10 protein-coding genes are annotated in these 14123 nt (G+C 68.9%); 6 read left to right on the top strand and 4 right to left on the bottom strand.

Going from position 1 to position 14123, the window contains the following annotated elements:
- Nucleotides 1-467: 467 nt before the first annotated feature.
- On the top strand, nt 468-995 hold the full coding sequence (locus tag MKK51_RS14740; protein WP_243978315.1) for a DUF1465 family protein: 528 nt from the start codon (nt 468-470) through the stop codon (nt 993-995).
- 136 nt (nt 996-1131) lie between these two features.
- On the opposite strand, the gene rpmE is transcribed toward MKK51_RS14740, so the two are convergent.
- Entirely contained in the window at nt 1132-1386 is a 255-nt protein-coding gene (rpmE, locus tag MKK51_RS14735; RefSeq protein ID WP_018045309.1) for a 50S ribosomal protein L31, read from the bottom strand.
- A gap of 170 nt (nt 1387-1556) precedes the next feature.
- On the opposite strand from rpmE, the gene MKK51_RS14730 reads away from it, so the two are divergent.
- Together MKK51_RS14730 and dnaE are read left to right on the top strand one after the other, a co-directional pair.
- Nucleotides 1557-3404, top strand: a complete 1848-nt coding sequence (locus MKK51_RS14730) for an ABC transporter transmembrane domain-containing protein (RefSeq protein WP_243978313.1) — start codon at nt 1557-1559, stop codon at nt 3402-3404.
- 108 nt (nt 3405-3512) lie between these two features.
- Nucleotides 3513-7019, top strand: a complete 3507-nt coding sequence (gene dnaE, locus MKK51_RS14725) for a DNA polymerase III subunit alpha (protein WP_243978311.1) — start codon at nt 3513-3515, stop codon at nt 7017-7019.
- A gap of 45 nt (nt 7020-7064) precedes the next feature.
- Here dnaE and MKK51_RS14720 read toward each other — a convergent pair whose 3' ends face one another.
- Complete coding sequence (locus MKK51_RS14720) at nt 7065-7454, bottom strand: winged helix-turn-helix transcriptional regulator (protein WP_243978309.1); 390 nt, start codon at nt 7452-7454, stop codon at nt 7065-7067.
- Between the two features lie 108 nt (nt 7455-7562).
- Here MKK51_RS14720 and MKK51_RS14715 point away from each other — a divergent pair, with 108 nt between their 5' ends.
- The 3 genes from MKK51_RS14715 to MKK51_RS14705 all read left to right on the top strand — a co-directional run bounded on the left by MKK51_RS14715 (nt 7563) and on the right by MKK51_RS14705 (nt 9335).
- The gene (locus MKK51_RS14715) at nt 7563-8333 is read left to right on the top strand and encodes an SDR family oxidoreductase (RefSeq protein ID WP_243978308.1); all 771 of its coding nucleotides are present in this window, start codon (nt 7563-7565) and stop codon (nt 8331-8333) included.
- Between the two features lie 193 nt (nt 8334-8526).
- Nucleotides 8527-8886 carry a hypothetical protein gene (locus tag MKK51_RS14710; RefSeq protein WP_243978306.1) on the top strand — a complete coding sequence of 120 codons (360 nt, stop codon included), beginning with the start codon at nt 8527-8529 and terminating at the stop codon, nt 8884-8886.
- 5 nt (nt 8887-8891) lie between these two features.
- Nucleotides 8892-9335: an MEKHLA domain-containing protein gene (locus MKK51_RS14705; protein ID WP_243978304.1), complete on the top strand. Its 444-nt coding sequence runs from the start codon at nt 8892-8894 to the stop codon at nt 9333-9335.
- A 155-nt stretch (nt 9336-9490) separates the two neighbouring features.
- Here MKK51_RS14705 and putA read toward each other — a convergent pair whose 3' ends face one another.
- Nucleotides 9491-13255, bottom strand: coding sequence for a bifunctional proline dehydrogenase/L-glutamate gamma-semialdehyde dehydrogenase PutA (putA, locus tag MKK51_RS14700; protein WP_243978302.1), 3765 nt, complete (start codon nt 13253-13255; stop codon nt 9491-9493).
- Nucleotides 13256-13419: 164 nt separating this feature from the next.
- Complete coding sequence (locus MKK51_RS14695) at nt 13420-14118, bottom strand: gamma-glutamylcyclotransferase (RefSeq protein ID WP_243978300.1); 699 nt, start codon at nt 14116-14118, stop codon at nt 13420-13422.
- Nucleotides 14119-14123 lie beyond the last annotated feature (5 nt).

Below are 14123 nucleotides of genomic sequence, written 5' to 3'. Positions count from 1 at the left end.
TGAAATGTGTCTGCAAGCGCGAAGAGCGCCCACATGGGGCGCGGCGACGCGATGGCGCGGCTTATGACGGAGAGGGGGGGCGAAGTCAATTCTGGAGCGGGCAATTCCCTTCCCCCGCCGCCGCCCGAGCGCCGCGCGCGTTAGCCGAACATTAACCTTTTCAGCTTATGAAGAGATCATGTCCGGTTTTCCGGATGTGGGGCAGATTTCGATCTGCCGTTGTTTTGATGCCTCTGTCGACTTTCCAAAGCCGCCCCTCCGGGCGGCTTTTTTTTCGTCGCCACCGATGCGCGTGTCCGACACCGTGCGAGGCCGCCCGTCTGGCACCATGGCCGCCCGTTAACGTTAACTTCCGGTCAACGGCGCGGCGCGGCGCGTTCGGCGCTAGTGTTGCGCCTCTCGTCGCGAACGCAACGACCGTGTCCCAGGTCGGGACGAAACGGTCCGATAGCGACACAGGAGGCAGGATGAACGAGTTCGACGTCACCTTTCGCGACGAGCGCGACTGGGTCAGCTTCGGCGACACCTACGTGAACTCGGAAGCGTTCCGGGTGCTGTTCCGCGAGGGCATGACCATGGTCGAGGAGGCGGCCGCCTATCTCGATGGCGATGGACGCGAGGAATCCCGCCTTCTGTCGCGTGACAGTACCCTGTCTTATGCCAGCGAGAGCATGCGCCTGACCACGCGGCTGATGCAGATCGCCTCCTGGCTGCTCGTGCAGCGCGCCGTGTCGGAGGGCGAAATCACCCCCGCCCAGGCACTTCAGGAAAAGACCCGCGTCCGCCTCGCGACGCCGGAAGCCTTCCGCGCGGAGACCTTCGCGGCGCTCCCGGCCCGTCTCCAGGATCTCACCGTCCGCTCGCGCCGACTGCATGCCCGCATCCTGCATCTCGACGGACTCATCTCCGACGACCACCCGACCCCTGTGGTCCGCGAAAGCCCCGTCGCCGCCCAGCAGGGCCTGCTGCGCAGCGCCTTCGGCACGGCGCATTGAGGTCTGGCGCCTCGAAGCCCGGCAGGGGCTTCGAGGCCTCGAAACGCGAAAGGGCGGCGCTTCCTCAGCGCCGCCCTTTCGCGTTTCCAGAACCCGCCGCCGCGACCCAACGGTCACGGCGGTCAGGCCCGGGGGATCACTTCTTGCCGAAGGAGAGGGCGCCGAAGCGCGAGTTGAACCGCGAGACGCGGCCGCCGCGATCGAGCATCTTCTGCTCGCCACCGGTCCAGGCCGGGTGCGTATTCGGGTCGATGTCGAGGTTGAGGGTGTCGCCCTCCTTGCCGTAGGTCGACCGGGTCATGTAGTCGGACCCATCGGTCATCACGACCTTGATGAAGTGGTAGTCGGGATGCTCGGTTCCCTTGGCCTTGTCGGCCGCACTCTTTGCCATGACGAAATCCTTGAATAGCCACGCCGACCGGCCCGCCTGGCGGCCCGCGGCCTTAGATCACGCGCAATCGGATGAAGGCGGGCCTATACCCCACGTGCTTCCTCCGAACAAGCGTCCGGGCACGGGAGATCGCCCGGGCGCGTATTTTCTTGAGACGATGACGAGGCAAGATGGCTCGCGGGCGTAACAAAATTTCCGGCGGCGATGGCCGCGGCAAGGCACCCCTCGGGTCGCTGAAGCCGCTGATTCCCTTCGCGCTGGTCTATCGCGGCCGCATCCTCGCGGCGTTCCTGTCGCTGCTGGCGGCTTCCGGGGCGACCCTGGTGGTGCCCATCGCGCTCCGGCGGGTGATCGATCACGGCTTCTCGCCGGAGGGCCACAGCGTCATTGACGCCTACTTCATGGCGCTGATCGGCGTGGTGACGGTTCTCGCCCTGTCGAGTGCGGCCCGCTACTACACCGTGGTGACCCTCGGCGAGCGCGTGGTCGCGGATCTGCGCAGCGCGGTCTTCGCCCGCCTCACCATCCTCGACCCGGCCTTTTTCGACCGCTCGCAATCGGGCGAGATCGTCTCGCGGCTCACCGCCGACGCGACGCAGGTGAAGGCGGTCTTCGGCGTCTCGATCTCCATTCTCCTGCGCAATGCCTTTCTGTTCGTCGGTGCGGTGGCGATGATGGTCTTCACCAGTCCGAAGCTGTCGATCCTGGTGCTCGTGGCGATTCCCCTCATCGTGTTTCCGCTGATCCTGTCCGGGCGCGGCGTGCGGCGGCGGTCCCGCGCTGCGCAGGACCGACTCGCCGATGCCTCGGCCTATGCGGCCGAAGCCATCGGGGCGATTCGCACCATGCAGGCCTTCGGCATGGGACGCGCCACGGCCGAGCATTTCGGGCAGGCCTCCGAGAATGCCTACTCCGCCGCGCGCAATTCGGTGCAGGCCCGCGCCCTCCTCACCGGGGTGGCGATCTTCCTGATCTCGGCCAGCGTCGTCGGAGTGATGTGGTACGGCGCGCAAGGCGTGCTCGCCGGTACGATGACGGCCGGCCAGCTCTCGCAATTCGTGCTCTACGCGGTGTTCGGCGCCAGTGCGCTGGGCCAGCTCTCCGAGGTCTACGGCGAACTCGCGCAGGCCGCCGGCGCCGCCGAGCGCCTCGGCGAGATCCTGGCCGCCGAGCCCGCGATCCGCGCGCCCGCCGATCCGGTGCCGCTGCCTGTGCCGCCCCGCGGCGAGGTGGCGTTCGAGCAGGTGCGCCTCACCTATCCCACCCGGCTCGAGCACCCCTCCCTGGACGGGATCAGCTTCCAGGTGGCGCATGGCGAGCGCGTCGCCCTGGTCGGCCCCTCGGGTGCCGGCAAGACCACGGTGCTGCAGGCGCTTCTGCGCTTCTACGATCCGCAATCGGGGGTGGTCCGCGTCGACGGGGTCGACATCACCGCCGTCGATCCGGATTCCTTGCGCGAACGCATGTCCCTGGTCCCGCAGGACCCCACCGTGTTCTCCGGCTCGGTGATGGACAACATCCGCTACGGCCGGCCTCAGGCCAGCGAGGCCGAGATCCATCGCGCCGCCGAACTCGCCCATGCGGATGGATTCATCCGCGCCCTGCCGCAGGGCTACGCCACGCAGGTGGGCGAGCGGGGGGTGACCCTCTCCGGCGGTCAGCGCCAGCGCGTCGCCATTGCCCGCGCCATTCTCAAGGACGCGCCGATCCTGCTCCTCGACGAGGCGACCTCGGCCCTGGACGCCGAGAGCGAGCGCGCGGTGCAGACGGCGCTCGACACCCTCATGCGCGGGCGCACCACGCTGGTCATCGCCCACCGCCTGGCCACCATCCGCGCCGCCGACCGCATCCTCGTCCTCGACGGCGGCAGGATCGTCGAGACCGGAACGCATGAGAGCCTGCTGGCGCAGGGGGCGCTCTACGCGCAGCTCGCCGCGCTGCAATTCACCGATGCCCTCGACGAGACGGCGCGCGGCAAGGAGCCGAGGCCGAAGCGCCTCGCCCTGCCGGCGGAATAGGCGGCGGCAGGGGAGGGGGCGTTGCGCGAAAGGCCCTCTCCACAGGCAATTGCGCCGGACGTGTTATTGGTAATGGACCGTGAACCGCGACTCGGGATGGGTTGAGTCATGGCGCGCATCCTCAAAGATCCCGGTTTCGTCCACCTCCACGTCCACTCGTCCTTCTCGCTCCTCGAAGGAGCGCTGAAGGTCGCCGACATCGTCAAGGCCGCCGCTGCCGACCGGCAGCCGGCCCTGGCGCTTACCGACACCAACAACCTGTTCGGGGCGCTCGAATTTTCCGAGAAGGCCGCCGGTACGGGCATCCAGCCCATCGCCGGCATGCAGCTCTCGGTGGCCTTCGAGGCGCCGGACCCGATGGCGCGGCTGTCGCAGATCACCACCTCCAACGTCGTGGTTCTGGCCCAGAGCGAGGCCGGCTACGGCAACCTCCTGCGCCTGGCGAGCCGCGCCTATTTCGACGGCCCCCTGGGCGATGCGCCCCGGCTCACCGTCGACGCCCTGGCGGAGAACGCTGCCGGCCTCATCGCGCTCACCGGCGGCACCACCGGCCCCCTCGACACCGCCCTGCGCGGCGGACGTGTCGAACTCGCCGCCGCCCGCCTCGGCCAGCTGAAGAACGCGTTCGGCGAGGACCGGCTCTACGTGGAGATCCTGCGCCACGGCCTCGACGACGAGCGCATGGTGGAGCGTGAGCTGATCCGGCTCGCCGATTCCAACGGCCTCTCGATCGTCGCGACCAATGAGCCGTTCTTCGCCAAGCCTGACGATTACGACGCCCACGACGCGCTGCTGGCCATCGCCGAGGGGCGCCTCGTCTCGGACGAGCGCCGGCGCAAGCTGACCCCGCGCCACGGCTTCAAGACCCGGGCCGAGATGGCCAAGCTGTTCCACGACCTGCCCGACGCGCTCTCGGCCACCGTCGAGATTGCGATGCGCTGCGCCTATCGCGTGCGCACCCGCAAGCCGATCCTGCCGAATTTCGGCGTCGTCGCGGCCCTCGACGCGCTCCCCGTGGAGACGGTCTCTCCCGATGTCGCGGCGGAGATCGCCCTCGACGAGCCGTCCGAACTCCGCCGTCAGGCCGAGGCCGGCCTCGAACTGCGCCTGGCCCAGCACGGCCCCTGCGAGGGCATGACCAGCCAAGTCTATCGCGACCGTCTCGCCTTCGAGCTCGACGTCATCGTGAAGATGAAGTTCCCCGGCTACTTCCTGATCGTGTCGGACTTCATCAAATGGGCGAAGGACCACGACATCCCGGTGGGGCCGGGTCGTGGTTCGGGTGCCGGCTCCCTCGTCGCCTACGCCCTGCTCATCACCGATCTCGATCCGCTGCGGTTCGGCCTTCTGTTCGAGCGGTTCCTGAACCCTGAACGCGTCTCGATGCCGGATTTCGACATCGACTTCTGCGTCGACGGCCGCGAGCGCGTGATCCAGTACGTCCAGGAGCGCTATGGCCACGAGCAGGTGGCGCAGATCATCACCTTCGGTACGCTGCAGGCGCGCGGCGTGCTGCGCGACGTCGGCCGCGTCCTCGAGATGCCCTACGGGCAGGTCGACAAGCTGACGAAGCTGGTACCGCAGAACCCCGCCAACCCCGTCACCCTGGTCCAGGCCATCGAGGGCGAGCCGAAGCTCCAGGCGGCGATGGAGGAGGAACCCGTCGTCGCGCGCCTCATGCAGATCGCCAAGAAGCTCGAGGGCCTGCACCGCCACGCCTCGACCCACGCGGCGGGCGTCGTCATCGGCGACCGGCCCCTGGAACAACTCGTGCCGCTCTACCGCGACCCGAAGACCGGCATGCGGGTGACCCAGTTCAACATGAAATGGGTCGAGGCGGCGGGCCTCGTGAAGTTCGACTTCCTCGGCCTCAAGACCCTGACCATGCTGCGTTGCTGCACCGACCTCCTGGCGCAGCGCGGCATCATCGTCGATCTCGCCTCGCTGCCGCTGGACGATCCCAAGACCTATGCGCCGATGAAGCGCGGCGAGACGGTGGGCGTGTTCCAGGTGGAATCCGCCGGCATGCGCAAGGCGCTGGTGGAGATGCAGGCCGACCGGTTCGAGGACATCATCGCCCTGGTGGCGCTCTACCGCCCCGGCCCCATGGCGAACATCCCGGTCTATTGCGAGCGCAAGCTCGGCCGCGATGCCGGCAACGAGGCGAGCTGGTACCCGCACGAGAAACTGGAGCCGATCCTCAGGGAGACCTTCGGCATCATCGTCTACCAGGAGCAGGTGATGGAGGTGGCCAAGCTTCTGGCCGGCTACTCGCTGGGCGACGCCGACATGCTCCGCCGTGCCATGGGCAAGAAGATCAAGGCCGAGATGGACGCCCAGCGCGACCGGTTCGTGAAGGGCTCCGTCGCCGGTGGCCTCACCGAGGCGAAAGCCAACGAGATCTTCGACCTGCTCGCCAAGTTCGCCGATTACGGCTTCAACAAGTCGCACGCTGCCGCCTACGCCCTGCTGACCTACCAGACCGCCTATCTCAAGGCGAACTATCCGGTGGAGTTCCTGGCCGCCGCGATGCAGCTCGACATCGACGTCACCGACAAGCTCGCCGAGTTCCGCCAGGACGCCCAGCGCCTCGGCATTCCGGTGGACCCGCCCTCGATCAACACCTCGGGCGTCAATTTCGAGGTCCATGACGGCCGGATAGGCTACGCGCTCGCGGCGATCAAAGGCGTGGGGCGCGCCGCCGTGGAGGCGGTGGTGGAGGCGCGCGGCGAGACGCCGTTCAAGGACCTCGCCTGCCTCGCACGCCGGCTCAACCCGCGCCTCATCAACAAGCGCACCCTGGAGAATCTCGTCGCGGCCGGTGCCATGGACACGATCGAGCCGGATCGGGCCCGCGCCTCGGCCGCCATCGAACCGATGATGAAGATGGCGCAGGAAGGCGCTCCGTCCGTCGAGGGCATGACCGACATGTTCGGCGGCATCGCCGCTGCCGACGTCACGCTGCGTGTGCCGACCTACGAGGGGTGGCCGATGGCCGAGAAGCTGAAGAAGGAATACGAGGCCATCGGCTTCTTCCTGTCCGGCCATCCCCTCGACGAGTATGCCGGCCTGCTGGAGAAGCTCCGCGTCCAGAGCTGGGCCGAGTTCTGCCGCTCGGTCCGCGCCGGCACGTCCAGCGTCGGCAAGGTCGCCGCCTCCGTCCTCGACCGGTCGGAGCGCCGCACCAAGTCCGGCAACAAGCTCGGCATCGTCACCCTCTCCGACCAGACCGGACATTTCGAGGCGATCATCTTTCAGGAAGGCCTCGGACAGTACCGCGAGATCCTGGAGCCGGGCCGTCCCCTCGTGCTCCAGATCCAGGCCAATCTCGAAGGCGAGGACGTACGTGCGCGGATCGTCACCGCCGAGCCCCTCGACGAGGCGGTGGCCCGGTACCAGAAGGGCATGCGCGTCTACCTGCGGGACGAACGCCCCATCGGCAGCGTTCAGCAGCGCCTCCAGGTGAGCGGCGAGAGCGAGGTCTCGCTGATCCTCCTCCTCGACGGCGGCGACCGCGAGGTCGAGGTCAAGCTGCGCGGCAAGTACCAGGCGACGCCCCAGATCGCCGGGGCCCTGCGCGCCGTGCCGGGGGTGGTGCAGGTCGAGGTGAACTGAAGCCACCGGGCCTTCCGCATCGGGGGCGCGTGTCGGCCGAGAGGTTCAGCCTCTCGAGGCAAGGGGTCCGTCGAATGTCCCTCGTGCCTCCTCCACCGCCGCGAGGTTCTGCTCGGCCCAAATCCACACGCCGCAGAAGGCGGCACCGAGGCTCTGCCCGAGGGCCGTCAGCCGGTACTCGACCTTGGGCGGCACCACGGGATGGACGGTGCGGATCACCAATCCGTCCCGCTCCATGTGGCGGAGCGTCTGGGTCAGCATCTTCTGGCTGATCGTGCCGATGGATCGGCTGAGTTCGGTGAAGCGAAGCTCGCCCCTCTCCTCCAGGATTTCGAGGACCAGCATCGTCCATTTGTCGGCGACGCGGCCGATCAGGTCGTGGACCAGAGCCTCGACGCGCGGATCCACATCGGCGGGTGGGTGCGGGGCCGCCATGTGACGCTCTCCTTTTGGTAAGTACAAATCTGTTTGGTGCCTTCTACCCTTCGGAGAGTAAGCGCCGCATCTGTGCGGGACAACCACGAGGTCGAAGAGGGTAGTCCCATGAAGACGAGCGGAAACACCATTCTCATCACGGGCGGCGCATCGGGGATCGGCCGCGAACTGGCGGAGCGCCTCCAGGCCCGGGGCAATACGGTGATCATCGCCGGCCGCCGCCGCGACCGGCTCGACGCGGTGACGGACGCCAATCCCGGCATGGTCGGCTACGTGCTCGACGTGGAGGACACAGCAGGGATCGACGCCTTCGCGGCGACGGTGATCGCCGAGCATCCCGACCTGAACGTCCTCATCAACAACGCCGGGATCATGCTGTTCGAGGATCTCGGCCGGTCCCGCGATCTCGCGGATGCCGAGGCGATGGTCACCACCAACCTGCTGGGTCCGATCCGGCTCACCAACGCGCTGATCGACCATCTCGTGGCCCGTCCGGACGCGGCATTGATCAACGTGTCGTCGGGCCTCGCCTTCGTGCCGCTGGTCTCGACCCCGACCTATTCCGCGACGAAGGCGGCGATCCATTCCTACACGATCAGCCTTCGGGACGCCCTCAAGGGCAAGGTCGAGGTCATCGAACTCGTGCCGCCCGCCGTGCAGACCGAGCTCACGCCCGGCCAGTCGACGCGGGAGGGGTACCTCCCCCTCGGCGCGTTCATGGAGGAGGTGATGACGCTGCTGACGACGCAGCCGACGCCGCCGGAAATCCTGGTGGAACGCGTGGGATTCCTGCGCTTCGCCGAGGCCGAAAAGCGGTTCGACCGGACCTTCGCCACGGTGAACGATGTCGCCGGGAAGGCCCGCGCGGACCAGCACTGACGCTCCGCGGCGGATCACGCGAACCGGTCTTCCGTGCGCGAGAGGCGCGCCCGGAGGGCCGGCGGGAAACATCCACCGCGTAACCGCGTCTTAATAATACCTTCAGCATGATCGAGATCAGCCTGAACCAGGTGCTTGCTCGGCAGGACCCGGCATGACGCAAGCTGGCGTCGCTGTTCGGTGGCACGCTCCCATGACGAGAACTCTCTTGCGCCTCTCGGTCTTCGTCATCCTCGCGATCCTGGTCTTCGTGACGCTGTCGCCGATCGGGCTTCGGCCCGTCGTCGCGTCCGCGAATGTCGAGCGGATGAGCGCCTATGCCCTCTTCGGCTTCCTGCTGATCGTGGCCTATCCCAAGCGTTGGTATCTCGGGCTGATGGCCGGCATGGCGGTGGCCGGCATCCTCGAATTCGGTCAGGAGCTGTCGCCGACCCGGCATGCCCGCCTGTCCGATTTCCTCGTCAAGGCGGTCGCCGCCGCGTTCGGCAGTCTCGTCGCCACGCTCGTGCTGGCCGCCTATGCCCGGTTCGAGCGGCCCTCGGCCTCGCGCTGACACGGATGCCTGCCGTGGATGTCTCCAACGATCCGGCCTTTTACGCTCTCCTGACCGGGAGTTTCCGCCGTGCCGTCGGCCGGCCGCTGGTGCCGGAGCCGGGTCGCGACGCGGCCTGGCTCGATGCCGAGGCGCCTTTCGCGGTTCTCGCCCATGACGGAGGCGAGGATCCCCGCTTCATCTATGCGAACCTCACCGCCCTGCGCATCTTCGGCTACGAGAAGGCCGAGCTCATCGGATTGCCCTCCCGCTTCTCGGCCGAAGCTCCCGAACGAGCCGAGCGACAGCGCCTCCTCGACGCGGTCACCCGCGACGGGTTCGTCGCCAATTATGGCGGTATCCGCATCCGCAAGGACGGAACTCGCTTCCCGATCCGCGATGCCATCGTCTGGCAACTCGTGGACGAGGCCGGCCTGCTCCACGGGCAGGCCGCGACGTTTTCGGTTTGAGGGGGTTCGACGGACCTCGACGCGACGAAAGCACGACGATCCTGCTCATCCCCACGACCCTATCCTGAGGCGTTGCGAAGCAGCCGCGAAGGCGGGCACCGAAACCCGCTCCGCAAAGTGGACGTCTCCTTCGAGGCCTTCCGTACTCCGGCCCTTCAGGAGGAGGGGGTGGGTGGGATCGCGATACCATCGCCGTCCTCGCCGAGGGTCATGAGGGCGGCGTTGCCCCCCGCCGCGGCGGTGTTGGTGCTGACGCAGCGCTCGCGCAGGAGCCATTCCAGCGAGTAATCCTCGACGCCCTGCTCCAACGTATCCGGCGACACGGCGAGGACCGGTATGATGGTGCCGGGCAGCGCGGCGGCGTTCCCCGTCGCGGCGAGGATCGCATCCGCCTCGCCCTCCACCAGGATCGCTGCACAGCCCATGGTGTTCGCCTCGGCTGATAGGCGGATCTCGCGCCCCAGGGCTTCGGGAAGGATGTCGAGCGGAAGTCGCAGGGTGGCGGGCAGGTGAAGCCGGATCGTGTTGCCGGTGGCGAGGCACGCCGAGATCTGTGCGAACAGCCCGGTCTCGGTAGCCGGCAGGCACAGGACCGTGCCGCGCGGATGCAGGCTGTAGCGGTTGCTCTCGCCCACCGGGCCGGGCAGGGCGATGTCGAGGCCGAGGAGGCTCCGTTCGGCATAGACGTCGCAGCGCAACGCGTCCCTCTCCCTGTCGGCCGCCATCAGGGCGCCGCGCAGGGAAGCCAGAGCTTCGGGCATCGCGGCGGGGTGCCGGACGAGGCCGGTCTCCACGGGCGCCGAGGCCAGGAGGCGGCGGAGGTAGAGGGGGCCGCCGGCTTTCGGTCCGGTTCCCGACAGGCCCTCGCCGCCGAAGGGCTGCATGCCGACCACGGCGCCGATGAGGTTGCGGTTGACGTAGAGGTTGCCCGCACGGATCCGGTCCACGAGGCGCGAGACGGTGGCGTCGATCCGGCTGTGGACGCCGAAGGTCAGGCCATAGCCGGTCTCGTCGATGGCGGCGGCGAGTCCGTCGAGACCGTCGCGCTGGTAGCGCAGGATATGGAGGACCGGCCCGAACACCTCGCCGGAGAGGTCGTCCAGCCTGTCGATGGCGATGAGGGTCGGCGGGACGAAATGGCCCGCCGCGCAGGACGCGGGGAGCGGGAGCCGGTCGACGGCATGGCCGCGCTTCCGCATCCCCGCCACATGCGCCTCGATCCTCTGCCGGGCAGCCTCGCTGATGACCGGGCCGATATCGGTGGCGAGCCGGGCGGGATTGCCGATGGTGAGCTCGGCCATCGCCCCCTTCAGCATGGTGAGGATGCGCTCGGCGATCTCGTCCTGCAGGCAGAGCACGCGGAGCGCCGAGCAGCGCTGGCCAGCCGAATCGAAGGCCGACACCAGCACATCGGCCACCACCTGCTCCGGCAGGGCGGAAGAATCCACCACGAGGGCGTTCTGGCCGCCGGTTTCCGCCACGAACGGGATCGGTCGCCCCTGTGGGCCGAGGCGTCCGGCCAGTTCGGCCTGGATCCCCTTGGCGATGCCGGTCGAACCGGTGAACAGGATTCCGTCGATGCGCGGATCCGCCACGAGGCGGCCGCCGACCCGTCCGCCGCCCGGCAGGAGGCCGAGCACGCCCTCCGGAATCCCGGCCTCCCTCAGGATCCCCACCGCGAGCCCCGCCACCAGGGGCGTTTCGCCGGCGGGTTTGGCGAGGACGGCGTTGCCCGCCGCGAGGGCCGCCGCGACCTGTCCGATGAAGATGGCGAGGGGGAAGTTCCACGGGCTGATACAGGCGACCACGCCGAGGGGCGCATGGGTCGCGGCTTTGAGACCCGCCGCCTGCACCCCGTAATAACGCAAGAAATCCACCGCCTCGCGGATTTCGGCCGCGGCGTTGGCGAGGGACTTGCCCGCCTCCCGCACCAGCAGCCCGAGGAACGCGTCGCGCCGTGCCTCGATCAGATCGGCCGCGCCGGACAGGATCTCGGCCCGCCGCGACGGCGCCGTGGCCGCCCAGCCAGGAGCCGCCGAGCCCGCCCGCGCGATGGCGGCATCGACGCATCTTTCATCCGCCTCCACCACGTATCCGACGATATCGCCTCGGTCCGCCGGGTTGAGCACGGCCCGCTTGGTGCCTTCGGTCCCCTCCGACGGAACGGGTCCGCATAGGACGGGCGTCGCCGCGCCCTGCGACAGGGCATCGCCGAGGGAGGCGAGCACGTCCTCGTCGGCGAGATCGAGGCCGCGCGAATTGGGCCGGGTCCCGGCGAACAGGTCGCGCGGCAGGGGGATGCCCGGATGCCCCGATCCCGGCGGCATGACCCGGCGCGCCCGCTCCACCGGGTCGGCGACGAGGTCGTCCACCGGGACGGCGGGGTCGGCGATCCGGTTGACGAAGGAGGAATTCGCGCCGTTCTCCAGCAAGCGCCGCACGAGATAGGCGAGCAGGGTCTCGTGCGTGCCCACCGGGGCGTAGATCCGGCACGGACGGTCGATGACGGTGCCGCCCACCACCTCCTCGTAGAGCGTCTCGCCCATGCCGTGGAGGCACTGGAACTCGTAGTCGCCGGGCCGGAAGTCCGGCCCCGCCATGGCGACGATGTCGGCGAGCGTGCGGGCGTTGTGGGTGGCGAATTGCGGGAACACCGCGTCGCCGGCCATCAGCAGCCTGCGCGCGCAGGCGAGATACGACACGTCGGTATTCACCTTCCGGGTGAAGACCGGGAAACCGTCGAGGCCGTCGACCTGGGCGCGCTTGATCTCCGAATCCCAATACGCCCCCTTCACCAGGCGCACCATGAGACGGTGCCCGCTCCGCCGCGCCAGGTCGACGACCCAATCCACCACCGGGAGCGCGCGCTTCTGGTAGGCCTGGACGACGAAACCGAGCCCGTTCCAGCTGGCCAGACGCTCGTCCATCGCCAGCGTTTCGAGAAGATCGAGGGAGAGGTCGAGGCGGTCGGCCTCCTCGGCGTCGATGTTGAATCCGATGTCGTGCCGGCTCGCCGCGAGGGCGAGGTCCGCCAGTCGCGGCAGCAGTTCGCCCATCACCCGCTGGCGTTGGGCGCGGGCGTAACGCGGATGAAGGGCCGAGAGCTTGACCGAAATGCCCGGCCCGGCGAGCGGACCGCGGCCGCCCGATGCCGCGCCGATCGCCGCGATGGCACCGGCATAATCCTCGGCGTAACGGGCGGCATCCCCGGCATTCATCGCCGCCTCGCCGAGCATGTCGTAGGAGTAGGAGAAGCCCGACGCCTCCCTGCGCCGGCCGTTGCGCAGCGCCTCGGCGATGCTGCGGCCGGTGACGAACTGGCCGCCGAGCATCCGCATGGCAAGGTCGACGCCTTTTCGAATGGCGGGTTCCCCTGCGCGCCGCACCACGCGCGTCAGTGCCGCTGTGAGTCCGGACTCGTCCGGCGCCCCGACGACCCGCCCCGTCAGGACCAGGCCCCATGTCGCCGCGCCGGCGAAGAGGGAGGTGGGATGGCCGAGATGCGACCGCCAATCCCCATGCCCGATCTTGTCGCGGATCAAGGCATCCCGGCTCGCCGCGTCCGGAATGCGCAGAAGCGCTTCGGCGAGACACATCAGGGCGACACCCTCCGCGCTCGACAGGCTGAACTCGCGCATCAACTGCTCGACGGGCGCGCGCGAGGCCCTGGCGCGAAGGGTGGTGACGAGGTGCCTCGCCAGCTGCGTCGCGACCGCATTCTCAGCCGAGTTCCGGCGCGCGGCGGCCATCAGAGGGGCGAGGCACTCGGTTTCGGGGAGACGATGGGCGGACCGGATGGCGGCCCGAAGCGCTCCCCTCGGTGCCGAAGGCCCCGCGAATCCCGCGAAAGGCTCCCTCGGACCGGGGGTAAATTCGGGCGGGATCGGCGCTGCGGAGGGGAGGGAGGGTCCGTTGCTCATGGGTCGAGGCCCTCCCGCCGCTGCGCCGTGCGGCCGCCGGTGCCGGGCGGCGATCCTGCGGGGACGGAGGCTTCCGACGTCGCCCGCGCAAAGGCCTCGTTGCTCCCGGTGGTAGCGAGACTGTCGCTTGCCAAGCAAAAGCGATGCTGGACGTGGCGGTTCCGTCAGAGCGCTGCGTGGCGGGGGGGCGGCTCCAGCCGCGCGGCCACGAGGCGTTGCAGCCGCCAGAGATGGTCGTCGAGAATGCCGGCCTCGGCGCAGGCCTGCGCGGTGCGGTAGAGGTACTCCGCGCTGGGGCCGAGATGCCCCGCGCCCGTGGCGATCCGGTCGGCGATCTCCTCCTCGGTGAGGCGGCCGGTGTAGCGGTCGCTGGCGCGGTTGACGACGAAGGTCAGCGCGGTGACCGGGCCGGTGCTCGTCTCCACCGTGACCCAGCGACCCTCGTAACCGCTGCCGCGCATCTCGCGGCGCCAGACCGGCATCAGTGTCGCGGCCGGGTCGATGCCCTCCAGGCGGAACACGACGCCCCGGCAGATGCCGCCCCGGTCGAGGGCGAGCACGAGGCCCGGCCGGTCGCGGCTCCCGCGAAAGCGCCTCTGCAACAGGCAGAAGCGCCGGTGATAGCCCCTCACTGTCCCGATGCGCTGCTCGGCCACGGCGAATTCCGGCTGCCAGATCAGCGAGCCGTAGCCGAACACCCAGAGCCCGTCCCCCTGCCTCGGTCTGCCATGGAGCATCCGGTCGAGGCCGGGCGCGAGATCGAGATCGGTGAGGAGATGCAGGGCGCTCGCATCGTCGGCAACGGGGGTCGGATGGGCGCGGGCGATGAGATCGAGGGTGAGCGAGAGGGGGCGGTGCGGCATGGTCC

This window comes from Methylobacterium sp. E-045 (genome assembly GCF_022829685.1).
Classification (GTDB): Bacteria; Pseudomonadota; Alphaproteobacteria; order Rhizobiales; family Beijerinckiaceae; genus Methylobacterium.
The sequence above is the reverse complement of the archived record's forward strand: the minus strand, read 5'-3'. Positions and strand labels throughout refer to the sequence as shown.

Coding starts and splice junctions, on each gene's coding strand:
- MKK51_RS14740 (WP_243978315.1), top strand. CDS start 468: ATGAACGAGTTCGACGTCACCTTTCGCGACGAGCGCGACTGGGTCAGC.
- rpmE (WP_018045309.1), bottom strand. CDS start 1,386: ATGGCAAAGAGTGCGGCCGACAAGGCCAAGGGAACCGAGCATCCCGAC.
- MKK51_RS14730 (WP_243978313.1), top strand. CDS start 1,557: ATGGCTCGCGGGCGTAACAAAATTTCCGGCGGCGATGGCCGCGGCAAG.
- dnaE (WP_243978311.1), top strand. CDS start 3,513: ATGGCGCGCATCCTCAAAGATCCCGGTTTCGTCCACCTCCACGTCCAC.
- MKK51_RS14720 (WP_243978309.1), bottom strand. CDS start 7,454: ATGGCGGCCCCGCACCCACCCGCCGATGTGGATCCGCGCGTCGAGGCT.
- MKK51_RS14715 (WP_243978308.1), top strand. CDS start 7,563: ATGAAGACGAGCGGAAACACCATTCTCATCACGGGCGGCGCATCGGGG.
- MKK51_RS14710 (WP_243978306.1), top strand. CDS start 8,527: ATGACGAGAACTCTCTTGCGCCTCTCGGTCTTCGTCATCCTCGCGATC.
- MKK51_RS14705 (WP_243978304.1), top strand. CDS start 8,892: ATGCCTGCCGTGGATGTCTCCAACGATCCGGCCTTTTACGCTCTCCTG.
- putA (WP_243978302.1), bottom strand. CDS start 13,255: ATGAGCAACGGACCCTCCCTCCCCTCCGCAGCGCCGATCCCGCCCGAA.
- MKK51_RS14695 (WP_243978300.1), bottom strand. CDS start 14,118: ATGCCGCACCGCCCCCTCTCGCTCACCCTCGATCTCATCGCCCGCGCC.